This is a genomic window from Allokutzneria albata (assembly GCF_900103775.1).
GTDB lineage: Bacteria > Actinomycetota > Actinomycetes > Mycobacteriales > Pseudonocardiaceae > Allokutzneria > Allokutzneria albata.
This window is the reverse complement of record NZ_LT629701.1, coordinates 3,415,580-3,438,853: the sequence shown is the minus strand read 5'-3', so window position 1 is coordinate 3,438,853 and position 23,274 is coordinate 3,415,580. Positions and strand designations below refer to the sequence as shown.

The 23,274-nt window shown below is 69.4% G+C and carries 18 protein-coding genes and 1 pseudogene; 10 read left to right on the top strand and 9 right to left on the bottom strand.

Annotation, left to right across the window (positions count from 1 at the left end; translation table 11 throughout):
- Positions 1–158: 158 nt before the first annotated feature.
- Positions 159–500 carry a rhodanese-like domain-containing protein gene (locus BLT28_RS15605; RefSeq protein ID WP_030431345.1) on the top strand — a complete coding sequence of 114 codons (342 nt, stop codon included), beginning with the start codon at positions 159–161 and terminating at the stop codon, positions 498–500.
- Here the strand turns inward: BLT28_RS15605 and BLT28_RS15600 are convergent.
- Both BLT28_RS15600 and BLT28_RS15595 read right to left on the bottom strand, forming a co-directional pair.
- Entirely contained in the window at positions 484–1,083 is a 600-nt protein-coding gene (locus BLT28_RS15600) for a TetR/AcrR family transcriptional regulator (protein ID WP_030431344.1), read from the bottom strand. The two genes, BLT28_RS15605 and BLT28_RS15600, sit on opposite strands and share 17 nt — an antisense overlap.
- Positions 1,084–1,130: 47 nt before the next feature.
- On the bottom strand, positions 1,131–1,580 hold the full coding sequence (locus BLT28_RS15595; protein ID WP_030431343.1) for a DinB family protein: 450 nt from the start codon (positions 1,578–1,580) through the stop codon (positions 1,131–1,133).
- Positions 1,581–1,901: 321 nt separating this feature from the next.
- Between BLT28_RS15595 and BLT28_RS42865 the strand changes: the two are divergent.
- From BLT28_RS42865 to BLT28_RS15565, 4 genes and pseudogenes are all read left to right on the top strand, one after another.
- Positions 1,902–3,123: pseudogene (locus tag BLT28_RS42865) on the top strand (MFS transporter).
- Positions 3,124–3,131: 8 nt separating this feature from the next.
- The gene (locus BLT28_RS41975) at positions 3,132–3,518 is read left to right on the top strand and encodes a RidA family protein (protein ID WP_030431340.1); all 387 of its coding nucleotides are present in this window, start codon (positions 3,132–3,134) and stop codon (positions 3,516–3,518) included.
- A gap of 18 nt (positions 3,519–3,536) precedes the next feature.
- Positions 3,537–4,208, top strand: a complete 672-nt coding sequence (locus BLT28_RS15570; protein ID WP_030431339.1) for a hypothetical protein — start codon at positions 3,537–3,539, stop codon at positions 4,206–4,208.
- A gap of 30 nt (positions 4,209–4,238) precedes the next feature.
- Positions 4,239–4,514 (top strand): hypothetical protein, encoded by a 276-nt coding sequence (locus BLT28_RS15565; RefSeq protein WP_156051252.1) that lies wholly within the window; start codon positions 4,239–4,241, stop codon positions 4,512–4,514.
- Positions 4,515–4,748: 234 nt separating this feature from the next.
- Here the strand turns inward: BLT28_RS15565 and BLT28_RS15560 are convergent, their stop codons facing one another.
- From BLT28_RS15560 to BLT28_RS15550, 3 genes are all read right to left on the bottom strand, one after another.
- A complete protein-coding gene (locus BLT28_RS15560; RefSeq protein WP_083383750.1) occupies positions 4,749–5,867 on the bottom strand; it encodes an HNH endonuclease signature motif containing protein in 1,119 nt (372 codons plus the stop codon).
- A 431-nt stretch (positions 5,868–6,298) separates the two neighbouring features.
- Complete coding sequence (locus tag BLT28_RS15555) at positions 6,299–7,342, bottom strand: winged helix DNA-binding domain-containing protein (RefSeq protein WP_043812771.1); 1,044 nt, start codon at positions 7,340–7,342, stop codon at positions 6,299–6,301.
- Entirely contained in the window at positions 7,339–8,448 is a 1,110-nt protein-coding gene (locus tag BLT28_RS15550; protein WP_030431334.1) for an epoxide hydrolase family protein, read from the bottom strand. The genes BLT28_RS15555 and BLT28_RS15550 overlap by 4 nt, the downstream gene beginning before the upstream one ends.
- A gap of 62 nt (positions 8,449–8,510) precedes the next feature.
- On the opposite strand from BLT28_RS15550, the gene BLT28_RS15545 reads away from it, so the two are divergent.
- The 5 genes from BLT28_RS15545 to BLT28_RS15525 all read left to right on the top strand — a co-directional run bounded on the left by BLT28_RS15545 (position 8,511) and on the right by BLT28_RS15525 (position 17,174).
- Positions 8,511–9,470, top strand: coding sequence for a helix-turn-helix transcriptional regulator (locus BLT28_RS15545; protein WP_030431333.1), 960 nt, complete (start codon positions 8,511–8,513; stop codon positions 9,468–9,470).
- Positions 9,471–9,741: 271 nt separating this feature from the next.
- A complete protein-coding gene (locus BLT28_RS15540) occupies positions 9,742–15,216 on the top strand; it encodes an ATP-binding protein (RefSeq protein ID WP_030431332.1) in 5,475 nt (1,824 codons plus the stop codon).
- A 75-nt stretch (positions 15,217–15,291) separates the two neighbouring features.
- Entirely contained in the window at positions 15,292–15,747 is a 456-nt protein-coding gene (locus BLT28_RS15535; RefSeq protein ID WP_043812764.1) for a DUF1877 family protein, read from the top strand.
- A 91-nt stretch (positions 15,748–15,838) separates the two neighbouring features.
- Positions 15,839–16,375 carry a GNAT family N-acetyltransferase gene (locus tag BLT28_RS15530; RefSeq protein ID WP_030431330.1) on the top strand — a complete coding sequence of 179 codons (537 nt, stop codon included), beginning with the start codon at positions 15,839–15,841 and terminating at the stop codon, positions 16,373–16,375.
- A 46-nt stretch (positions 16,376–16,421) separates the two neighbouring features.
- Positions 16,422–17,174, top strand: a complete 753-nt coding sequence (locus BLT28_RS15525; RefSeq protein ID WP_030431329.1) for a class I SAM-dependent DNA methyltransferase — start codon at positions 16,422–16,424, stop codon at positions 17,172–17,174.
- Here the strand turns inward: BLT28_RS15525 and BLT28_RS15520 are convergent.
- Genes BLT28_RS15520 through BLT28_RS15505 form a run of 4 tightly spaced genes read right to left on the bottom strand, consistent with a single transcriptional unit; the run spans position 17,114 to position 23,274 of the window.
- Positions 17,114–17,938, bottom strand: a complete 825-nt coding sequence (locus BLT28_RS15520) for a hypothetical protein (RefSeq protein ID WP_030431328.1) — start codon at positions 17,936–17,938, stop codon at positions 17,114–17,116. The two genes, BLT28_RS15525 and BLT28_RS15520, sit on opposite strands and share 61 nt — an antisense overlap.
- A complete protein-coding gene (locus BLT28_RS15515) occupies positions 17,935–22,146 on the bottom strand; it encodes an NACHT and WD repeat domain-containing protein (RefSeq protein ID WP_030431327.1) in 4,212 nt (1,403 codons plus the stop codon). The genes BLT28_RS15520 and BLT28_RS15515 overlap by 4 nt, the downstream gene beginning before the upstream one ends.
- Before the next feature lie 55 nt (positions 22,147–22,201).
- Positions 22,202–22,816 (bottom strand): maleylpyruvate isomerase family mycothiol-dependent enzyme, encoded by a 615-nt coding sequence (locus BLT28_RS15510; protein WP_030431326.1) that lies wholly within the window; start codon positions 22,814–22,816, stop codon positions 22,202–22,204.
- Positions 22,813–23,274, bottom strand: coding sequence for an SRPBCC family protein (locus BLT28_RS15505; RefSeq protein WP_030431325.1), 462 nt, complete (start codon positions 23,272–23,274; stop codon positions 22,813–22,815). The genes BLT28_RS15510 and BLT28_RS15505 overlap by 4 nt, the downstream gene beginning before the upstream one ends.

Below are 23,274 nucleotides of genomic sequence, written 5' to 3'. Positions count from 1 at the left end.
GCCAGCACGTTGGCCACACCGACCAGCCCGAGTCCCTTGCGCGCCATACCCGACATGATCACCGAAAGCCCCGTTGCCGTCTCCCGCTTGGCAAAACGGACCACGGTCCGTATCTTGGTCTGCAGCGGACTAGAGTCCGGTTAGACGGAGGTATCGCCATGACCGCGCTGATCTCGCGCGAGGAACTGCAGGCCGCCATCGCCGACGGCACCGTCACGGTCGTCGACACGCTCGGCGGCGAGTACTACGCCAAGGAGCACCTGCCCGGGGCCGTGCCGCTGGTGCCGTCGGAGGTCGAGGAGGCCGCCGGCGCGCTGTTGCCGGACCGCGGCGCAGCGATCGTCACCTACTGCACGGGGCCGACTTGCCCGAACAGCGGTCAGGTCGCGGAGAAGCTGACCGCGCTCGGCTACACCGACGTGCGGAAGTACCGCGAGGGCATCCAGGACTGGGTGAGCGCGGGCCTGCCGACCGAGACGGGCGTCAGGCCTTCCCGCTGAGGACGAGCCGGACCAGTTGCTCGACGCCCTGCCTGGCGCGCTCGGCGGTCAGCGAGCGGGTGGCCTGCCACAGGTCGGCCGCCAGCGGAGCGAGGAGCGCGTGGGCCATGTGCTCGGCGTCGAGTTCGGGGCGCGCCTCGGCCAGCAGCAGTCGCACGTGCTGGTGCCAGAACCCGTAGGCGCCGATGCGGTAGCGGGCGCCGGGACTCGCGGTCTCCGACAGGTGCACGAGGTCCAGGTTGTCGTCGAGGAACTCGGCGTAGGCGGAGACGAACGCGAGCAGGCGGTCTCCGGGAGGCGCGCCGGGGCCCAGCGGTTCCGGCCCGGACAGGATCGCCTCCTGGAGATCGCGTTCCCGCGCGTCCAGCAGGGCGGCGGCCAGCCCGGCCTTGTCGCCGAAGCGGCGGAACAGGGTTCCCTTGCCCACCTTGGCCTCGGTGGCGATCTGGTCCATCGACACCGAGGCGACGCCGTGCTCGGCGAACAGGCGCGCCGTCGCGTCGAGGATCTTCAGCCGGTTGCGCGCCGCGTCGGCCCGTTCCCTCGGCGGCTCACCGAAGCGCGGCAGGGTCCCTTCGTCCACAGCGACAGGACTGTAGTCAGGAGAGCGGGCGGGCCGCGAGCGGTGGCTCAGCCCTTGGTGATCTGCTCGCGCAGGATGTCCGCGTGACCGCAGTGCTGGGCCAGCTCCCGGAGCACGTGCAGGTAGACCCAGCGCAGCGTGCGCGGCCCGCGCCGGTTGCCGCGCAGCACGTAGTCGAGATCGAGGTCAGCGGTCGCGCGGCGGGAGGCCTCGCACGCCTCGCGGTGGGCGGTGCGCACCGACTCGATCGTGTCGTCGTCGGTCAGCACGAACGACTCGTCCGGCGTTGCGGGGAGGCCGAGTTCGGTGCGCGGCGTGCAGGTGATCCCCTCGTTGAACCAGACCTTCTCGACGAACGTGGCGTGCTTGACGAGGCCGAGCAACGTCGTGCGCGAGGCGACGAGCGACCGTCGAGCCTGCTCTTCGGTCAGCCCGTCCAGGCAGCTGTTGATCAGCGTGCGGTGCTCGTCGATGAACGTCTCGATCTCAGTCTTCACCTGCCGAGTATTTCACCGGGACTTCAGCGGAAGCGGCTGCGGCCTCGCCGCGGTGATGGCCCTGCTGCCGCCGCGCCAGGGCTGGGAGCCCGCCGTCAACGTGCTGCTGCCCGACGGCTACCACGCCCGCGGCCACGATCGGACCGCGCTACCGGGAGACCCTCCACATTGGACAGTTGCTGCCGTGGATCGAGGCGAACTTCCGCACGTTCGCGGAGTACGACGGCCGCGCGATCGCCGGGTTCTCCGCGGGTGGCGGCACGATCCACGCCGGGATAAATCCGTTCGCCGGATCGTGGGGGACCGCTACGGTTCCACGCCATGACTGCTTCCCCGGTGATCATCCAGCGGGCCCGGCGGTGGATGGTCACCGGGCTGTTCGTGTCGATCATCGGGACTCGGCTGGTCGAGGGCGGTTCGGACGGCGCGGTCGCGCAGGGGCTGTTACCGCTGCTGTGGATCGGCGTGCTCGCGACCGTCTCGCAAGGACTGGGCTTCGCAGCACCGGTGAGCGCGCGCGTGCTGTCCCGGTTCAACCCGGCCGCCGTGCTCGTCACCTCCGACCTAGCCGAGGCGCTGCTGTCCGCGCTCGCCCTCGCGGCGCTGCTGCTGGCCCCGGGCCACACCACGGTGATCCTCGTCGTGTACCTGGCGCCGGCCGCGATCTTCCCCGCCGTGACCGACGTCGTGGAGGAGTTCTACGCGCAGCAACTGGCCCAGCTCGCTCCCGGCCAGGCCCTGTCGTTCAACACCGCGATCTACTCGGTGCTCGGGTTCATCGGGCTCGTCGTCGGCATGCCGATGGGCAGTTTCCTGTCCGGCCAGTCCATTGTCGCGCTGATCGCGCTGAACATGGCTTTCTCCGCGGTCGGGGTGTGCTTCCGCTTCGTCAGCAGCCGCACCGTCGTCACCGCGCCCGTCGCCGACCAGGACGCGGCCGAGTTCGCGATCACCGGCGCGCATGTCCCTCCAGCAGTTCGTCGCCGACCTCGTGCACTCCGGCCCGGCATCGCCCGCCGTCGAGTTCGTCACCTCCCTCGGCCGGACTGTCGCGGGCATCTTCGTGTACTTCTGGATCGCCTCCGTCATGCCCGGCACTCCGGCCACCTCCCTCGCGATCGTCATGGCCTGCTTCGGGATCGGTGCCGCCCTCGGGCCTTTCCTCGCTCCGCTGGCGCGTCGGTTCCTCGATGCCCGGGCTTCGGTGTTGCTGGCGTTGTACTCCGCGCTCGCCCTCGTCGTCGTGTTCGGGTGCAGCGTCCTCGTCCTGCCCTCGTGGCCAATCGCGCTCTGCTACGTCGTGGCGATGAGAATGGTGATGCGCACGCGCGACGTGCTCCTCACGACCCTGCGCCAGGAATCGTTCCGCGGCAGTCGTTTCACCACGATCATGAGCTGGTCCTTCGCGCTGTCCTCCTTCGGCGCTCTGGTCGGCTCGTGGCACGGTGTCGCCTTCCACGTGCCGCAGTACCCAGTCTTCGGCCTCGCCATGCTCGCGCTGGCGTTGGTCTTCACAATCGTCGTCGTCACGTCCCGAAAGTGAGGCAATCCATGGAACTCGTCCCGCACAGCCCGACCGAGGGCGTCTACCCGGCCACCGACGACTACGTGCACGCCATGGAGGTCCGCGGCGCCGCGCGGTTCCTGTTCGTCTCGGGCACCATGGGCCTCGACCCGGCGGGCAAGCCCGGCGCGGATCTGGCCGAACAGCTCGATCTGATCTGGTCGAACATCCGCGTCATCCTCGCGTCGGCCGGGATGACTGTCGACAACATCGTCCGGTTGACCAGCTACCTGCGCGACGCTTCCTACGCCGAGGCCAACGCCGCCGCTCGCACAGCCGCGCTCGGCGAGCGGCGCGTGCCGACGACCGCGATCATCGCGACCACTTTGGACAGTGAGTGGCTGGTCGAGATCGAGGTCGTCGCGGCGGCCTAGGTATGCCGTTCGGCAGATGTGCTCACCGGCACGGCTGACGAGACTTCCCTCGGCACGGCGGCGCTGGTGTTCGCGGGCGTGCTCGGTGTGTCCGGCTGCGCTGAAGCGACAGCGGCCTGGGAGCAGCACGCCGCCGATGCGAAGGCGCCGGAGTTGCTGTGGTGCGACTGCGGCGAGGGCGTCCAGTGCGCGGCGATGACCGTGCCGGTGGACTGTGCCAAGCCCGACGGTGCGAAGACCAAGGTGCAGGTGGAGAAGCTGCCCGCGCGTGACCCCCGGCGTCGTCGAGGGGCGCTGGAGGCCAACTTCAGGTCCGGGGCCTCCAATGCCGCCCTGATGCACGCGCCCCGGCGCCCTCCTTCGGGTGAGCGGTTCACCGACACCTTCGACCTCGTCACCCTCGATGCCCGCGGGATCGCCCATCCGAAGAACGAGCTCGCGATCCACTGCCCGAACCCGCCGGGCAAAGGCATCGACCGCATGGTGATGACGACCGAGCAGGGCTGGCAGAAGCTGGAGCAGACCAACGCCGCCTGGGACGCGAGTTGCCGCCGGGCGATGGGCGAGGCGTTCGCCTGGTTGACCTCCTGGCAGACCGCCCACGACCTGGAAGCGCTGCGCGCGGCGTTGGGGGAGAAGAAGCTCCGGTACTTCGGCAACCCCTACGGCACTACTTATGCCCAGGCGTAAGCGGAGTTGTTCCCCCAGCGGGTGGAGCGGATGGTGCTGGACGGAGTCGGCGACCACACCCGGGCCAAGCTCGAGGACTGGCTCAGCAACTACGCCCGAGGACAGGACAAGCACCTCCTCCGGTTCCGGGACTGGTGTCGGGAGCGCAAGGGGTGTGGGTTGCACAGCCTGGACGCCGCCGAGCTCTGGGATGAGCTGATCGCCCGCGCCACCCAGAAACCGCTCCCGCAGCGGGAAAGACCGTCCACCGCTACCTCACCGATGGCACGCTGCCACCTGCTTCCGCGAAGTGCCCCGGCGAGCTGACCGCGAAGATCTCCGACCGCCCCGGCGCCTAGCAGCGCGCGAGTTCGGCTCGCCGGCTACCTCCGAATTGTTTTGTCGCACCAGGTTCCGCTGGCGCACGTTCGTGGGTGGGTGCCTCATCGAGTGATGCGGAGGGAGGAGACCGAGGGTGTGCCGATCCGCATGTCGACCGAACCTCAGGACCCCCGTCCCGGCTGCTAGGGCTCCGCGGTCAGCACCTTGCGGCATCTAACGTCAGAAGGGTGCGGGTTCGGCGATGGGTTCGAGTTCGGTCTCGATCACCTTGCCACTCGGTGTGGTCCACGCATGCGTCCCATCGGGGCGGTTCTCGCAGAACCAGTTGGAGTGGGTCTTCATCCGGTGATGATGGCGACACTTCGGCCGCAGGTTCGCGATCGTGGTGTTGGTCCCGTCGAACGGGCAACAATGATCCAGGTCGCAGCGGTGGGCGGGTTGGTTGCAGCCGACCATCGTGCAGGTCGGGTACCGGGCGTTGATCAGTTCTCGCTGTGCCACGGTGGGCCGGTAGGTGGTGATGTGTTCGGCCATCCCGGTGGCGGGGTCGGTGAGGATGCGCTTCCAGATCCCGTTGGCGGCGACATCGGCGACGATCGGGGCGGGCAGCGGGCCGTATCCGGCCAGCATGACCGGGTCTGTGGTCAGGCCCAGGATGTTGGTGATCGGCATCGTCAGGTTCACGCACACCTCCCCCTGCGGGGCGGGTGTTTCCTTACCCATCAACAAGTCTGCCGCAACGTCAGATCGTTTCTGGTCCAACGTGCGGTCATCCTTCGGCAACGCCCGGGCGATCCGGTCGATGCGATCGAAGGCCAGCGCCGCGTCGAGGGCGGGCAGGACCACGCGCAGGGAGCACATGCCGTCGTCGAGGTTGAACTTCTCCACCAACCGCTGCTTGCGCTTCTCCTCATGACGCCGCAACGCCGCTTCAGCGTCAAGCTTGAGGACATAGCGTCGGGCATACCGTTGAGAGGCGGTGTAGTTGTGCGTGGCCGCATGCGCGATCAGCACGGGTTCGGCGATCGCTTGGTTGGCGGCGTCGAGGACACTGACCTGATCAATGATCATCAACGCCTTGCCCTCATCGATCCGACCGTCCGACAAGGCTTCCAACACCGCCGGATGGTCGATCAGCGACATGGCGCGGTCGATGAGTTTGTTGCCCTTGACCTGGGAGACACGCAGCAGCGGCATCAGGACATCCCCGGCGTACTGCTGCACTTGCGGGTCGAGGTCGTCATAGAGCTTCATCAGGGTCGAGGCGAAGTCCGCGACCGCCTTACCGATGGCGGCGTAGGCGGCGACGAGTTCGTCTTCGATAGCGGCAGGGGCCATACTCCTATTTTAGCGTCTGCAAATAGTGGATCATGGCTCTACGGAGTGAACTTTCCCTTATCCCCCAACGGTTCCAGCAAACGACGACCAAGTTCCAGCAAGGGCGAGGTAAGGCTGGGACGGTCGGCTTTACCTGGGGTGCGCGTGCCATACGCTCGTCGCGAGGGCCGGAGTTTCATCCCGTGCCCCCGTGAGGCCCACGGGCACGCGCAAAGGGCCCCAGGTCAAGCCGACCCCACGCTGGAACCAGCCATCCACGCTGGAACCAGCCATCCACGCTGGAACCAGCCATCCACGCTGGAACCAGCCGACCCCCGCTGGAACCAGCCAACCACGCTGGAACCAGCCGACCCCCGCTGGAACCAGCCAGCCCTCGCCGGAACCAGCCACACCCCACTGGAACCAGTCACCCCACGCCGGAACCCCAAACCTCAAGGCACGCGACGAACCGACTCCACCCCAGGCATCAAAAGCCCTTCCGCCTCAACAGCATCCCAGTCCACCTCCCCGTAAGGCCGAATACTCAACACCCCGTCCGCCAAGTCCCACTCCGCGGCGCTGAACCCGTCCACCAGCACCACCTGCGGTGCGTAGTTCCGACGTGGCCGTTCCTGGCGGTAGAAGTCCTCCGTCAACACCCGGCTCCGATCCGCGTGCGACAGCAGCACATTGTCGAAGTCGTACAGAAACCGGACTGGCGCAGGGGTTTCGGGCGACGGACGCGGAGCCGAGGGCAGGTCGAAGAGCTCCCGGCCGGACGAGTCCTGGAACACCAGCAACTCAGGGCGAAGCGAGTCGATGACCTCGTTGAGCCGTGTCAGACCGCACCACTTCTGCACATCCATCACCGATGCCGGGCCGAACGCGCCGAGGTACCGCAGAACCATCTGCGACAAGGACATCGTGCCGGACGCGGACAGCACGCTGTGCGCGATGGGACCGCTCCGCCCCCACAGGCCGCGCGGGGGAACCTGCACGAGGGGAAGCAGGTTGCGGATGGCGTACGCGAGGGAACTGGGGGAACTGGAAGGGAATTGGGATGCCAACGCGGCGCCGAGCTGTTTCGCGGTCATGGGTGAGGACGCGAGCAGCGAGCGGCCCGCTTCGGCCAACTCGGAAAGATTCAAGCCTGCCAACGGTTTGCTGTGCAGGGTGTTCGTGGTGAGGTCGCGATCGAGCAAGGGCTGGACCAGGGGCCGGAGCGCTGCCGCGTCGGAAGGCGTGACGAGGTGGATGGTGCCGCGCATCAGCACGATCCGCACGAGCGAGCCGTCCTCCAGCAGCGCCGAGGCGTCCGGAGGCTGGAAGCCGGCCAGCCGCGACCAGAGCCCGAGGTACCACGTGTGCGGGGTCTGGGCCTGCATGCCGACCAGGTGCTCGATCGCCGCGGTGACGGAGATCTGCTTGCGCTGCAACAACATCTGCCGCTCCAGGGTCGCGCGGTTGAGCGCGCGGCGGCCGAGCACCGGGGTCATGCCAGCTTCCCGAAGAACGCGCGGACGTCCTCGACCAGCAGGTCCGGCGCGTCCTGGGTGGCCCAGTGCCCGCCGCGGTCGTACTCGTTCCAGGACACGATGTTGCTGTGGTCGCGCTCGGCGAACCGGCGCAGGGGCGTGAAGTCGTGGGCGAAGCTCGCCAGGCCGGTGGGCGCGGTGGTCGGCTCCGGGGGGTGTTCGGCGTGGTGGTCCTCGTAGTAGAACCGGGCCGAGGACGCCGAGGTGTTGGTGAGCCAGTACAGGGTGGCGTTGGTGAGCACGTGGTCGTCGCTGGTCGACGCGAGCAGCTGGGCGCTCCACGCGAGCTGACCGGTGGGCGAGTCGGCCAGCGCGTGCGCGAGGTTCTGCGGCGCGGTCTGCTGGAGCTTGGCGTAGCCGGACATGTTGTCGTTGAACTGCCCGAGGAACCGCACGTACTCCAGCTCCTTCTCCGACAGGCCCTCCAGGTTGCCGTCGGGGAAGGAGAACAGCTGCGTGACGTGCACGCCGATCACGTGCTCGGGGTCGATCCGGCCCAGCTCGGGCGTGACGAAGGAGCCGGCGTCGTTGCCGTGCGCGCCGTAGCGCGAGTAGCCCAGCCGCCGCATCAGCTCGGCCCACGCCCGCGCGGTGCGGTGGCGGTTCCACCCGCGCTCCCGCGTCGGCCCGGAGAAGCCGAAGCCGGGCAGCGACGGGATCACCAGGTGGAAGTCCTGCCGGAGCGGCTCGATCACGTCGAGGTACTCGAACACGGAGTTCGGCCAGCCGTGGGTGAGGATCAGCGGGGTGGCGTCGGGCCGCTCCGAGCGCACGTGCAGGAAGTGGATGTTCTGCCCGTCGATCTCGGTGGTGAACTGCGGGTGGGCGTTCAACGCGCCCTCCCACTGCCGCCAGTCGTACCCGTCGCGCCAGTACCGGACGAGCCGCTGCACGTACTCGCCGGGGACGCCGTACTCCCAGCCGGGCGCGACGGGGCCGCGCTGCACACCGTCGGTGACCTCCTCGCGAGGCAGTTCCTCCGCCCAGCGGACCCGGGCGAGGCGGTCGGCCAGGTCGTCGAGGGCGGACTGGGGGATCTCGGAGCGGAAGGGCTTGATCTCGGTCATGAGGAGAACACTAGGCCCCTATTAGGAACGTTCAGTTCCTAATGGGCTGCCAGACTGGAAAAATGTTGGAGACCTCGGCACGACTGCTGCGTCTGCTCTCCCTCCTGCAGGCGCCCCGCGAGTGGTCCGGAACGGAGCTGGCCGACCGATTGGAGGTCAGCACCAGGACCGTGCGCAACGACGTGGAACGCCTGCGCGCGCTCGGCTATCCGGTCAACGCGACGCGGGGCTCTGCGGGCGGGTACCGGCTCGGCGCGGGCGCGCAGCTGCCGCCCTTGCTGCTCGACGACGAAGAAGCGGTCGCGGTGACCATCGGCCTGCGCACGGCCGCGGGCGGGACGATCGCAGGAGTCGAGGAGACGGCGCTGCGCGCCCTCGCCAAGGTGGAACAGGTGCTGCCATCCAGGCTGCGGCGCCGCGTGAGCGCGTTGCAGGACTACACGGTCGCCGTGCCGAGGGACGAGCCCGGGCCGCGCGTGGACTCCGAGATCCTGGTGACCCTGACCGCCGCGTGCCGGGACCGCGAACGGCTGCGCTTCCGCTACCAGGGCCACGGCGGAGAGGCGAGCGCCCGCCTCGTCGAGCCCTACCAGCTGGTGAACTGGGGGCGCCGGTGGTACCTCGTCGGGTGGGACGCCAAGCGCGAGGACTGGCGGACCTTCCGGGTGGACCGCCTCACCGAGCCGTTCGCGACCGGCGCCCGGTTCGCCCCGCGCGAGCTGCCGGAGGACGTGGCCGACCGCGTGCGCCGGGGCGTCTCCAGCGCGGCGTGGCGGCACACGGCGAAGGTCACCGTGCACGCCGCCGCCGAGGTCGTCGCCGCGAAGATCAACCCAGCGGTGGGCACCGTGCGCGCCCTCGACGCGGACACCTGCGAGCTGCACACCGGCTCGGACAGCCTGCACAGTCTCGCCGTGCACCTCGGGCTGCTGGACCTGAACTTCACCGTCACCGAGCCGCCGGAGCTGGTCGAGCTGGTGCGGCGGTTGTCCGACCGCTACCGGCGGGCCGTTCACCCGTGAGCCCTGGTCGATTCCCCAGTCCTTCGGCTCGTAGTCGCCGATGCCGCGTACGGTGCGAGAACGGATTGTGGTAGACCATGCGTGAAACGACGGCCGTGCGGCATCATCCGGGTCTTTTTTGTAGATGGCCCACAACGCAGCGGCTCCGGCATGCGCCATGCAGGACATAGGTGTACCCGGCGGTAATCAAGCAGGGTGTAGCTCAGGTGCAGGCGGCGCTCCGGAACCCGGACGTCGCCTTCTGCTTGCTGGTACTTGGGAGGCTCAGCCGGTGTTCAGACGTGTCGCCATCGTCAACCGTGGAGAGGCCGCGATGCGGCTCATTCACGCCGTCCGGGATCTTTCGGCCGAGACCGGAACGCGAATCGAGACGGTAGCGCTCTACACCGACGCCGACCGCAACGCGACTTTCGTGCGCGAGGCCGACGTCACCTACTCGCTCGGCCCCGCTTCGGCCCGCCCCTACCTCGACCTCGCGGTCCTGGAGCGGGCGCTGGTGGAGACCGAGGCCGACGCCGCGTGGGTCGGCTGGGGCTTCGTCGCCGAGGACCCGGCCTTCGCCGAGTTGTGCGAGAAGATCGGCGTCACCTTCGTCGGGCCGAGCGCGGAGGCCATGCGCAAGCTCGGCGACAAGATCGGCGCGAAGCTGATCGCCGAGGAGGTCGGCGTCCCGGTCGCGCCGTGGAGCCGCGGCGAGGTGGCCACCCTGGAGGACGCGCTGCGCGCGGGCGCCGAGATCGGCTACCCGCTGATGCTCAAGGCCACCGCGGGCGGTGGCGGGCGCGGTATCCGCAAGGTCACCTCGGGCGAGGACCTGGCGGAGGCCTACGAGCGCACCAGCCAGGAAGCCTTGCGCGCCTTCGGTTCCGGCATCGTCTTCCTGGAGCGCCTGGTCACCGGCGCCCGGCACGTCGAGGTCCAGGTGATCGCCGACGGCCAGGGCACCGCGTGGGCGCTGGGCGTGCGCGACTGCTCGGTGCAGCGGCGCAACCAGAAGATCATCGAGGAGTCGGCCTCCCCGGTGCTGGGGCCGGAGCAGACCGCCGAGCTGAAGGCCTCCGCCGAGCGGCTGGCCGTCGCGGTGGGCTACCGCGGCGCGTGCACCGTGGAGTTCCTCTACCACCCGGGCGAGAAGCTGTTCGCCTTCCTGGAGGTCAACACCCGCCTGCAGGTCGAGCACCCGATCACCGAGATCACCACGGGCACCGACCTGGTCAAGCTGCAGCTGCACGTGGCGGGCGGCGGCAAGCTCGAAGGCAGGCAGCCGGAGGAGATCGGCCACGCGGTCGAGGCCCGGCTCAACGCCGAGGACCCGGACCGCGACTTCGCGCCCTCGCCCGGCCGCATCACGCGGCTGGTCCTGCCCGCGGGCCCCGGCATCCGGGTGGACACCGGCGTCAGCGAGGGCGACACCATCCCCGCCGACTTCGACTCGATGATCGCCAAGATCATCGCCTACGGCCGCGACCGCGACGAGGCCCTGGGCAGGCTGCGCCGCGCCATGGCCGAGACCACGGTGATCATCGAGGGCGGCGCGACCAACAAGAGCTTCGTGCTCGACCTGCTCGACCAGCCCGAGGTGATCGACGCCAGCGCGGACACCGGCTGGATCGACCGCGTGCGCGCCGAGGGCCGCCTGGTCACCCACCGGCACTCCGCGGTGGCCCTCGCCGCCGCCGCGATCGAGGCCTACCAGGACGAGGAGGAGGTCAGCCGCAACCGGCTGCTGTCCACCGCGCACGGCGGCCGCCCGCAGGTGCAGCACGAGAGCGGCCGCCCACTGGACCTCAAGCTCCGCGGCGTCGGCTACCGGGTCAGCGTCGCCCGCGTCGGCCAGCAGCGCTTCCGCGTCGGCATCTCCGGCGGCGGTGACCCGCACCCGGCCGACGTCGAGATCAACCGCTTCGACGCGCACAGCGGCCAGATCGTGGTCAACGGCCGTCGCTTCCGGCTGGTCTCCGCGACGCACGGGCCGATCCACCTGGTCGAGGTCGACGGTGTGACGCACCGGATCAGCCGTGACGAGGGCGGCGTCGTCCGTTCTCCCGCGCCCGCGCTGGTGGTGGCCACGCCGCTGTCGGTCGGCGACGAGGTGGACGCGGACGCGCCGATCCTCGTGCTGGAGAGCATGAAGATGGAGACGGTGCTGCGCGCGCCGTTCCGCGCCAGGGTCCGCGAGTGCCCCGTGTCGGTGGGCAGCCAGGTCGAGACCGGCGCTCCGCTGATGCGGTTGGAGCCGCTCGCCGACGGTGCCGCGGCCGAGGAGGCCGAGGGCACGGGCGAGACGGTCGAGATCGACCTGCCCGAGCAGCCGGAGCTGCCCGCGGCCGAGCGCGTCGAGCGCGGCCTGCAGGACCTGCGCAACCTGTTGCTGGGCTTCGACGGCGACCCGCAGGACCGCAAGCGCGTCCTCACCGACTACATCGCCGCGCGCTCGGAGCTGGACGGTCGTCCGACGCCGGGCGAGCTGGAGCTGTTCACGGTCTTCGCCGATCTGCTGGAGCTGAGCCGGAACAAGCCGAACAACGAGCTGGAGGTCGAGCCGGGCAGCCCCGTGCACAGCCCGCGCGAGTACCTGCACAGCTACCTGCAGAGCCTCGACGTCGAGCGCGCCGGGCTGCCGGAGGGCTTCCAGGACAAGCTCAAGCGCGTGCTCGGCCACTACGGCGTCGCCGACCTGGACCGCACGCCGGAGCTGGAAGCCGCGGTCTTCCGGATTTTCCTTGCGCACCAACGGATGTCGACCGATGTCGCGGTCGTCTCCGAGCTGCTGCGGCAGTGGCTGGCGGGATCGCCGCCCGTCGAGCCGCTGCGCGAGCGCGTCGGCCTGACGCTGGAGCACCTGGTGCAGGCCACGCAGGTGCGCTTCCCCGCGGTCTCCGACCTGGCCCGCGGTGTGGTGTTCCGCTGGTACGCCCAGCCGCTGCTGCGCCGCGCCCGCGCCAAGGTCTACGCCGCCGTGCGCAACGACCTGCGCTACCTCGACCGCAACCCGGACGCGCCGGACCGCGCCGACCGCATCCAGGCGATGGTGGCCAGCGCCGAACCGCTGGTGCGCCTCATCGGCCAGCGGATCGGGCGCGCGGGCTGCGACCAGGCGCCGCTGCTCGAAGTGGTGACCCGGCGCTACTACGGCAACCGCGGCCTGTCCGAGGTGATCGCGCTCGATGCCGCGGGCTGCCGCTTCGTCACCGCCGAGCACACGACCTCCGACCGGGTCACGCGCGTGGTCACCACCGCCGTGGACATCGCCGCCCTGTCCGACGCCATCGGCGCGGTCGGCGCCTTCGCGGCCGACGTTCCGGAGGACGGCCTGGTCGCCGACCTCTACCTGACGTGGGAGGACCAGCCGGACGCCGACGCGATGGCGGTGCGGCTCGGGGAGATGCTCGCCGAGCACTCGCTGCCGGTGGGCGTCCGCCGGATCACCGCGACCGTCGCGGGCACCAGCGGCGCGGTGATGCACCACCACTTCACCTTCCAGCGCAAGGGCGAGGAGGACCGCCTCATCCGCGGTCTGCACCCGCAGATCGCGCAGCGCCTGCAGCTGGAGCGGTTGCGCGAGTTCGACCTCACCCGCCTGCCGTCCTCCGACGAGGAGATCTACCTCTTCAAGGCGGTGGCCAAGAGCAACCCGGCCGACGAGCGGCTGTTCGCGCTCGGCCAGGTCCGCGACCTGACGCCGCTGCGCGAGACCGACGGCCGCCTGGTCGCGCTGCCCGCGGTGGAGGACGCGATCAACGCCGGCCTCGACGCGATCCGCAACATCCAGGCGCAGCGCCCGCAGAACAAGCGCTTCGACACCAACCGGATCATGATGTACGTCTGGCCGGCGACCGAGCTGACCACCGACGAGCTGGACACGCTGGTGCAGCGCATCCTGCCGACCACGGCCGGCGCCGGACTGGAGGAGCTGCAGTTCATCGCCCGCAGGCGCACCTCCACCGGTGAGCTGACCGAGGTCGCCGCACGCGTCACGCTCGACCCGGGCAACGGCGCCACCCTGCACGTGGGGGAGCCGCCGACTGAGCCGGTGCGGCCGCTGGACGACTACCGCCAGAAGGTGTTGCGCGCGGCGCGTCGCGGCAACGTCTACCCGTACGAGCTGACCGACATGCTCGCGGGCCCCAACGGCAGCTTCGTCGAGCACGACCTCGACGAGCACAGCGTGCTCGTCCCCGTGGACCGCCCGAAGGGCAAGAACACCGCCGCGATCGTCGCGGGTGTCGTCACCACCCCGACCGAGCGGCACCCCGAGGGCGTGACCCGCGTGGTGCTGCTCGGCGACCCGACGAAGGCGCTCGGCGCGCTGTCGGAGCCGGAGTGCGCGCGGATCATCGCCGCGCTCGACCTGGCCGAGCGGATGCAGGTGCCGCTGGAGTGGTTCGCGCTCTCGGCGGGTGCCCGGATCTCGATGACCTCGGGCACCGAGAACATGGACTGGGTGGCGGCCGCGCTCAAGCGGATCGTCACGTTCACCCAGGACGGCGGCGAGATCAACATCGTGGTCGCGGGCATCACCGTCGGCGCCCAGCCGTACTGGAACGCCGAAGCCACGATGCTCATGCACACCAAGGGAATCCTGGTGATGACGCCGGATTCGGCCATGGTGCTCACCGGCAAGCAGTCGCTGGACTTCTCCGGTGGTGTCTCGGCCGAGGACAACTTCGGCATCGGCGGCTACGACCGGGTGATGGGCCCCAACGGCCAGGCGCAGTACTGGGCGCCGAACCTGGCGGGTGCCCGCGACGTGCTGATGTCGCACTACGACCACACCTACGTCGTCCCCGGCGAGGCGGCGCCGCGCAAGGCCGAGACGAACGACCCGGTCACCCGCGACGTCTCCGACTACCCGCACGCGATCGTCGGCAGCGACTTCACCACGGTCGGCCAGATCTTCTCGGCCGAGCACAACCCCGACCGCAAGAAGCCCTTCGACATCCGCACGGTGATGCGCGCGCTGTCCGACCAGGACCACCCGGTGCTGGAGCGCTGGGCCGGCATGGCCGACGCCGACACCTCCGCGGTGCAGGACGTGCACATCGGCGGCTGGCCGGTCTGCCTGATCGGCATCGAGTCGAAGTCCGTGCCGCGCCGCGGTTTCCCGCCCACCGACGGTCCGGACACCTACACCGCGGGCACGCTGTTCCCGCAGTCGTCGAAGAAGACCGCCCGGGCGATCAACGCGGCGTCCGGCAACCGGCCGCTGGTGGTGCTGGCGAACCTGTCCGGGTTCGACGGCTCGCCGGAGTCGATGCGCAAGCTCCAGCTGGAGTACGGCGCGGAGATCGGCCGGGCGATCGTCAACTTCGACGGGCCGATCGTGTTCTGCGTGATCTCGCGCTACCACGGCGGTGCGTTCGTGGTCTTCTCCAAGGCGCTCAACCCGAACATGACGGTGCTGGCGCTGGAGGGCTCCTTCGCCTCCGTGCTCGGCGGCGCCCCGGCGGCGGCCGTGGTGTTCTCCGGTGAGGTGAACAACCGCACCGCCACCGACCCGAGGGTCACCGAGCTGCAGGCCCGCGTGTCGGCGGCCAGCGGTGCCGAGCGGGCCGCGCTCACCGCGCAGCTGGCCGAGGCCCAGTCCTCGGTCCGCGCGGAGAAGCTCGGCGAGGTGGCGTCGGAGTTCGACCGGGTGCACAGCATCCAGCGCGCGGTCGAGGTCGGCTCCGTCGACGCGATCATCAGCGCCGCCGAGCTGCGGCCGCGGATCATCGAGGCCATCGAGCACGGCATGAAGATCTGACGCTCGTTCCCGCGAAACCGGCTGTGCCCCACGGTGCGGCCGGTTTCGTGCTTTCTGCGGTTGTAGGGTTCGTCCATGGGAATGGTGCTGTCGTTCGTCCGCGTGACCCCGAAGCAGTTGGACCAGGCGCTCGAGGATCCGGAGCTGGCCGAAGAGCTGGCCGAGGACGAGGACGCCGCGTCGTGCTACCTCGACAAGGCCTGGGCCGGGATCCAGTTCCTGCTGGACGAGGCCGAGGTGCTCGTGGACATCTACGAGGACGGCGAAGCGCTCGACGAGGAGGCGACGCTCTTCGGGTGGGACCCCGATCAGGTCGCGTACGCGGCGGAGGCCTTCGCCGAGATGCCCGCGGACAAGCTGGCCGAGTTCTTCGACCCGAAGAAGATGAGCGAGCAGGAGGTCTACCCGCAGCGGCACCTGTGGGGGGCGGATGATCGCGACTACCTCGTGGAGAACTACCGGCAGCTGGCGGAGTTCTTCAAGGAGTCGACAGCCAAGGGCGCGGGGCTGATCCGGGCCTTCAGCTTCTGACCCGAGGGTCGCTACGTGTGCGATCGAACTGCTCGTGCGGCGGGCGCACGTGCCAGGCGCGCTACTGCCGACAACAGCTCAAGGACCAGACGTGATCACATGGCGCAGGCTCGGCTCCGACGACTTCCCGCTCGTGGCGCGCTGGCTCGCCGCGCCGCACGTGCACCGCTGGTGGTACCACGAGTTCACCCCCGAAGCCGTCGAGCGCGACTTCGGTCCCTCCGCGCGCGGTGAGGAGCCCGGGGAGGACTGGCTGGTCTCCGTCGACGGCGAACCCGTCGCCCTGATGCAGCGTTCGCGGATCGCCGACTACCAGGAGGACTTCGACGAGCTGTCCGCGGTCGTGCCCGTGCCCGACGAGGCGGTCACCCTCGACTACCTCATCGGCGATCTCGGTCAGGTCGGCCGCGGCGTCGGCTCACGGATCATCCGGTGGGCCGTCGAGCGGACGTGGGCCGATTTCCCGCGCGCCACCGCCATCATCATTCCGGTGGTGGCGGCCAACATCGCGTCATGGCGCGCGTTGGAGAAGGCCGGGGCGACGCGCATCGCCGAGGCGGATCTCGAACCGGAGAACCCGATCGACGAGGCGCTGCACTACATCTACCGGTTCGACCGGCCGTCCTGAGTCAAATCGTTCGCGCTCCGCTCGCCCGCGGGGATACGGTAACGCTGTGGAGGACGGCTACTTCGGGGAAAGCGTCGCCGCGGGCTATGACGAGTCGTCGGCGGAGATGTTCGAGCCGGGCGCGGTGAACCCGGCCGTCGACTTCCTGGCCGCGCTCGCCGGTGACGGGCGCGCACTGGAACTCGGCATCGGCACCGGCCGGATCGCTTTGCCCTTGGCGCAGCGCGGAATCCCGGTGCACGGCATCGAGTTGTCACGAGCCATGGTGTCTCGATTGCGGGCCAAGTCCGGCGGTGACGCGATCGACGTGACGATCGGCGACTTCTCCGCGACCCGCGTGGCCGGGACCTTCTCGGTGGCTTACCTGGTCTACAACACGATCATGAACCTCACGACGCAGTCCGCTCAGGTGGACTGCTTCCGCAACGTCGCGGCTCACCTCGAACCCGGCGGCTGCTTCGTTGTCGAGGTCTGCGTCCCTTCGCTGCGCAGCCTGCCACCCGGCCAGAACGTGTTCCCGTTCCACGTGAGCGCGACCGGCTGGGCGTACGACGTCTACGACTTCGCCACGCAGGCCATGAGTTCCAACTACGTTCGGGCCGGTGGTGAGCTCCGCTCCATTCCCTTCCGCTACGTGTGGCCCGCCGAGCTCGACCTCATGGCCCAGCTCGCCGGACTACGGCTGCGCGAGCGGTGGCAGGACTGGACGCGCAAGCCCTTCACCGGCGAGAGCACCAGTCACGTGTCCGTCTGGGAGAAACCCGCGACGGCCGCCGAGGTCGTGGAGCACGCCAGGTAGTTGCTGACCTTGTGGAAGTCGAACACGTTGATCGACGTCTCCAGGTCCGCTGCTATTCCGTCGAAACGGCTCGCCAGGCCGCGTGGGATGGCCACGATGTCGCCGGGGTCCGCGATGTTGATCCACCGCTCGACGTTCGGCGGCCGTCGCCCCTTCCCCTTGTCCGGCAGGGGCTCCAGCTTCTCGAAGATCACATCCGGCAAGCCGAGCGGCGAGCCGAGGGTGATCAGCATGTCCACTGTGGACTCTTGTCGGCTCCACAGTGCTTCGTAGGCCAGGACCGAGCCCAGCGAATGCGCGATCACCACGTTCGGCCGGTGCTCGGCGATTCGGTTGGCCACTTCGTCCCGTGCCGCTGATCTCCTTGCTGTGTCTTCGAAGTACGTCCTCACCTCACGGCAGAACACGCTCACCATGATCCGCACGAGCCCGCTGTCCAGCCCGAACTTCCTCGCGATCCAATCCGCCGCTCTGCGCGCCGGTGCCGTCAGCCGCCCTTGCGCAACGTCCTCCGGCGCTCCGAGATGGCGCGCCCAGTCCAGCAGCAGCTGTTGTTCTTGCGCATCAAGGCTTTCCGGTCCCTGAGCGATGCCCCGCGCAAGGTGGTGGGCGTAGTAGGCAACCCGCATGTCGATCACGGCTTCCTCGGGAAGTCCGCGCCGCAGCGCCTTCTCCCACCGTTGAGCCAGGTTCTCCGCCGCCGCATCCGGTTCGAGGCCCGGCCTGTGGTTGCCGATCCCGTGCACGCCCAGAAAGCGCGTCACCACTTCTCCTTACGCTGCAACACAACCAGGTCACTGTTGACACCCACGAGCAGGCGCCCGTCCGGCAGCAGCTGGGCGGCCTGAACCAGTCCTGGCAGCGGAATCTCGTCGAGCACGCACTCGTCGACCAGGTCCCACAGCCACAAGGAGGTCACCGGACGCTCTGCCCTGCCATCGACAGTGCTTGCCACGAGTACTTGGCCGCAGCAGGCCAGAACTGTCGCAGACAGGTCCGGCAGAGGTGTGGCCAGCACTTCACCGATCAGCGCGTCCCTCAGCTCGATTCTCTCGCGACGCAGGGGTGAGACGACCACGACCGCCGGTCGCCCCGCCAGGTCGATGCCCATGATCCGGGGCCAGATGCCGGTCGGAGCGCCGCTGGAGAAGCCTTCACCCACCGGTGTCAAGTTGTGGATGTCCCAGATCCGGACGAACCCGCTCTTGTCCACCGTCGCGACAACAGGCAGATCGCCGATCGAGAAGCAGGCGCACGCTTCCAGCTGGTTCGCGGAGAAGTGACGCAGGCTGGCGACTCTCCGCTCAGCCGCGAGGTCCCATACCCGGAGCACGTCACCGGCGTTCCCGCCGACCTCCGTCTCGGCAGTGATCATGAGCGGCCGGCCTCCGACCCGGGTGAGCGCCATCGGCCGCTCCCCCGAGGAAGCGAGGAGGTGTGGTCCCCCGGGCTTCTCCGGCAGGGGGTGCCCCGCGCTGTCGCGGGTCAGGTCCCAGCGCGTCAACCGGGGACGCGGGGACAGGCTGGTTTCTTCGGCGAGGGTCATCGCAACGGGATGCCCGTCGAGGGCGGTCGCGACGAAATCAGCCCGGAACAGGTCGACATCGATCGGTCGCCGGACGGATTCACCCGAGGCCAGCGCCCGGACGCGCAGGGTGGTCCCATCGCTTGTCAGGGCGAGCATTCCGGACGGCGCTTCGACGCAGGCGATGCGGAGGATGCCGAAGACATGCCCCTCCTGTTCCGGTGCGACGAGATGAGTGGCGACATCCCAGAGCTGGATCCACCGTCCTCGGCCGACGACGATCGTCGGCCGGTCGGCGATGGTGGTGCTGCTCACCCGATACGTCTCCAGCGACGAGTCGGACAGCGTCCGCCTGCCGACAGGGGTCCGCTCGACCACGTCCCACACCTGGAGCGTGTCGAAGTGTCGCACGACGACGGCAAGAACTCGTCCCTCGTAGGTCATGCAGTGGATCTGGTCCACCGGGTAGACGTGGGCATCGACGAGTTCGCCGACCAGCTCACCGGTCTCCAGGCTGTGCATCCTGACGTTTCCGTCGGGGCTGCCCGCCATGATCACCGATCGGCCGCCGACGTCGGCGATGGCAACCGCGGACGTCGAGGACAGTCTTCTGGCAGGGCCGGACATGGCGCTTGGAGCGGGCGTCGGTTCCGCGGTCGTGGCGTCCCAGACCGTGATCCCTTCGCCGGAGTCCACGGTGATCACGATCAGTCGCTCGTCCCGCATTCCGATGGTGGCGGCGAGAAGCGCATGCTCGCTCTCGATCAGGGGCCCGAACGGGGCGCCGGTGTCCAGGTCCCACGTCCGGACCGCGTTCTTCGTGGCCAGCGCGCCGATGGTGCGGCCGTCTCGCACGACGCAGCTCAGACCGAGGACATCCGTCGGTCCCTGGGAGCTGCTGTCCACGTGGTGGTGCCGAAGTCGTCGCAGTGACGGAAGCTCCCGAACCTCAAGCGTGTCGTGCCCGCTGGAGATCACTGCGACCGGCCGGCCGTGCAGTGTCGTGCACCTCACGTGAGGCCGGCCGGCAGCGAGCCCTTCGATGCCGATCTGCTCGGTGGTCGCGAGGTTCCACGCGCGGACGGACTGATCCGAACAGACAGCGACAGCGAGCGGCAGACCGTCGACGATCGCGCAGTCGATCTCGTAGATCTGACATTCGGGCTCGACGGCGAGTACGGCTCGGATCGCCGGGTTGGTGTGGTTTCCCGTGGCCCACAGGGGCTTCCAGGTCGTGGCGAACTCCCGGCTCAGCTCGCTGTCCTGGAAGCGGGCGGCGTCGACGGCGAGGATTTGGCGTCGTGAAACGGAATCTGCGTCGAAGTGCTGGTCTTGGGAGTTGCGGTACACCATCGCGAGGCGGCGGGCGCGGCCGGACCGGGCGTGGTCGAGGTCGATCCAGTGGGGATCGGCGTGGACGAGGAACTCGGGGTCCTCAAGGAGCTCATCGGCGCGGCCCGCGTCGGCGGCGTGCTGGAGTGCGTGCCGGAGGACGTAAGGCGTTGCCTGGTGCCAACGCCGGGACTCGACGAGGTGGTCGAGCAGGGCGCTGTGGTCGCCGGTGCGGAGGTGGTCGACGAGGGACTGGTGGAACAAGCGGTAGAGGGTGGTGCCGTCGCTGTCGGGCTTGGTGCGCAGGTAAAAGCGGGCCCGGCGGAGGGCGTCGCGGACGTCGTGGGCCGTGGGTTCGGAACCTGCGAACACTGTGGCGAGGCGACGGATGACGTCGGAGGGCATTCCGGCGCCGTGGGCGTGGGCGACGGCGATGAGGACGGGGCGTCCCCACGGGCCGACGCGTTCGGGGGCGATCTCGGCGGCAAACAGGTCGGGCAGGGTCAGCGGGAGAGTGGCCTTCAGCCAGGCATCAGCGCCGGCCGGGGTCGCGGGCATCGCGGTCTTCAGGGCGTGGTGGGTGATCATGCCCGCGAGGAGGAACCCGCCCCACGGCCCGTCTTCCTCGGCGAGTGCGGCGCCGACGCTTTCGGAGAACAGGGTCCTGATCGACGGGTAGGGGATGTTGCTGAACTCAAGGAGTTCGGCGACGTACTGGGTGAGTTCCGTGCGAACTCGTTTCGGGGGAACGGCGTCGAGGTCGATGAGCACGTCCGCGGAGGAGCGCGGCACGGAGAACTCGTCCCACGGGCGCATCGCGAGCAGCAAGCGGCAAGCCGGGCGCAGCACCATCAGCACGTCCCTGAGGACAGCCTCCGGTGCGATGGCCTCGTCGAGCGCGTCGACGACGATCACCGGGCGAGCGTCGCCGATCGCGTCGAGAAGCTTCTGCGGATCGGATGTCTCGGCGATTCCGAGCTGCCGGGCCAGCGACGCGGTGAGCTCGCCGACGCTGCACTGGCGGGCGTGCACGGCGATCAGGTTCTCGGTGCGAGGCGGTCGGCCCTCGACGTGCCGCCAAAGGCCCGCAGTGGACTCTCGGAGCTGCGGATGCGCGGCGCAGACGAGGATTCCGAGCAACGCGGACTTCCCGGTGCCGGGTGAGCCGGTGACGACGCAGAGCCCGCTGTCGCCGGAGAGCCACTGCGACAGCTGGGACAGCTCCTCGGCTCTGCCGGTGAAGCAGCCGACGCGGATCCTGTCGCGCAGCGGTCCTCGGCCGGAGGCGCGATCTTGGAAGTGGGCGGCGTCGAGCCGGACGTCGACGAACGGCACCACGGCGGTGTCGAGGCGGGAGATGGCGCGGCGGAGTGGATCGTCGTGGAAGGCGGGGTTGGGGAAGAACGGCAGTTCTGGGTATTCGCCGTCGAACGGGGTCGCGGTGACGCGTTGGCCGTAGCCGTCGCCGGTGAGGCGGTCGACCTCGCGGCGGATGCTGGTGATCACGGTGCCGAGCGGAACGTGTTCGAGGCTGGCGTGGATGTCGAGCCCACCGCTGCGGATCGCGGCCAGGACGTTGGTGACCGCAGTGGAGAAGCGGCCGTCGTAGGCGGGCTCGCTCGCACCGGCTGCGGCGATGACCCAGGCGCGGCGCTCGTCGGGGCTGGTGACCTCAGGATGCCGCGGCAACCGTGTGGCGGAGCCGGAGTGGCAGAGGTCGAGCAGGAACAGGGTGAACGGCCGGTCGGGGAAGTCCTCTACCGCGCTGAGCCAGGTCTCGACGCTGCTGGCCGGATCGTGCGCCCCGTCCGCTCCGATCGCGTACACGCCGCTCGAAGCGAGGTGGCCGTGACTCAACACGTGCACGACCAGCACATCGCGCGATCCGGCAGAACGAATCGCGGCCTGAACACGCCCGCCGAGCTCCGCGGCCGTCAATCCATTGGCATCCACCTGAACGCAGCGGTAGCCGTGCTCCGCCAACGCTGTCCGCACTGCCTGGACGCGATCGGCTGCGAACGGCAAGGGTTGCCACGCATCCAGATCGGGCTCGTCATCCCCGTCCTCGGAGAACGCTCCGACGCCGAGGCACAGCGCCCGCCGCTCCGCACTCATCCACCACGCCCTCCTCGCCCCGGATGATCCACGCTATCGCGGGCGGGGGGAGGATTCAGGTGAGGCGGGACGTGAGGAGGGGCAGACCGGGGCCGGTGAGGTCGGAGAGCGCGGCGGAGCGGCCCGCGATGGCCATGAGGAGCGCTTCGCCGGGGCCTCGCACCTCCGGGCCGGAGCCGTGCGACCACTCCAGATCGGTCGCGGTGAGGCTGAGGCCGCGGACCTGCTTGCCCGCGCCGAGGGGCGGAGCGAACAGCGCGAACCGGAGCGCGACGAGCAGGCGGTCGTGCGGGATCTCCCGGGGCAGGCCCAGCGGACGGCGGATGTCCTGCTGGTGGATCATGCCGTCCACCAAGGCGATCCTGCCGCCGAACGCGGTGGTGAGGCCACGCGGGCGCGCGTAAGTGCGCAGGAGAGCGACGAGGTCGGCGCCCACGTACTCGTCGACGCCGATGGCGTTGCTCTTGTCGAGGCTGAACCGCCCGCGCACCAACCGGCCGAGGGTTCCGCGCCAGCCGAGCACGTCGTAGCTGATCACGTGCGCGACCACGTCGCGGACGGTCCAGCCCTCGCACAACGTCGGCAGGTCCCACTGCCCGGGCGTGAGCTTGCCGAGGAAGTCCGCGAAGTCGGCGCGTTCCCGCATGGCGAGGGTCATCGCGCTGCTCATGCGGCAGCCTCAGCGAAGGCGGTCAGCGTGCCGGTCCAGCCTCCGGGCGAGTCGAAGACCGCGTACATGGTCTGCGCCTGGTCGCCGTAGCGCTCCAGGTGCCGGTGCCGCAGCTCCACCAGAGTGCCCCCGGAAGCGGCCTCGGTGAAGATCACCTCGACCTCGGTCTCCAGCTCCGGATTGAACTTCCAGTCCGCGCCGAGCTGCCACAGCAGCACTACGCGGTGCGGCGGCTGCCACTCGCCGACCCGTCCCCAGTCGCATTCGCTGCCGTCGGTTCCCCTTTCGTACCAACGGCCCCCGACGTGGGGTTCGACGACGACCCGGTCGAGCGGCGAGGAGCCGATGGAGTGCTCGCGCGGCCAGAACTCGGTCATCCGCGCGGTGAACAGGGCGAAGGCCCGTTCCGGTGCCAACGGCACGTTCACCGAGCGGTGGACCTTGATTTCCGTGCTCAT

Bases quoted from the DNA above. Each gene is read 5' to 3' on its own strand.
- BLT28_RS15605 (WP_030431345.1), top strand. From the start codon at position 159: ATGACCGCGCTGATCTCGCGCGAGGAACTGCAGGCCGCCATCGCCGAC.
- BLT28_RS41975 (WP_030431340.1), top strand. From the start codon at position 3,132: ATGGAACTCGTCCCGCACAGCCCGACCGAGGGCGTCTACCCGGCCACC.
- BLT28_RS15565 (WP_156051252.1), top strand. From the start codon at position 4,239: ATGGTGCTGGACGGAGTCGGCGACCACACCCGGGCCAAGCTCGAGGAC.
- BLT28_RS15560 (WP_083383750.1), bottom strand. From the start codon at position 5,867: ATGGCCCCTGCCGCTATCGAAGACGAACTCGTCGCCGCCTACGCCGCC.
- BLT28_RS15555 (WP_043812771.1), bottom strand. From the start codon at position 7,342: ATGACCCCGGTGCTCGGCCGCCGCGCGCTCAACCGCGCGACCCTGGAG.
- BLT28_RS15550 (WP_030431334.1), bottom strand. From the start codon at position 8,448: ATGACCGAGATCAAGCCCTTCCGCTCCGAGATCCCCCAGTCCGCCCTC.
- BLT28_RS15545 (WP_030431333.1), top strand. From the start codon at position 8,511: ATGTTGGAGACCTCGGCACGACTGCTGCGTCTGCTCTCCCTCCTGCAG.
- BLT28_RS15535 (WP_043812764.1), top strand. From the start codon at position 15,292: ATGGGAATGGTGCTGTCGTTCGTCCGCGTGACCCCGAAGCAGTTGGAC.
- BLT28_RS15515 (WP_030431327.1), bottom strand. From the start codon at position 22,146: ATGAGTGCGGAGCGGCGGGCGCTGTGCCTCGGCGTCGGAGCGTTCTCC.
- BLT28_RS15510 (WP_030431326.1), bottom strand. From the start codon at position 22,816: ATGAGCAGCGCGATGACCCTCGCCATGCGGGAACGCGCCGACTTCGCG.
- BLT28_RS15505 (WP_030431325.1), bottom strand. From the start codon at position 23,274: ATGAGCACGGAAATCAAGGTCCACCGCTCGGTGAACGTGCCGTTGGCA.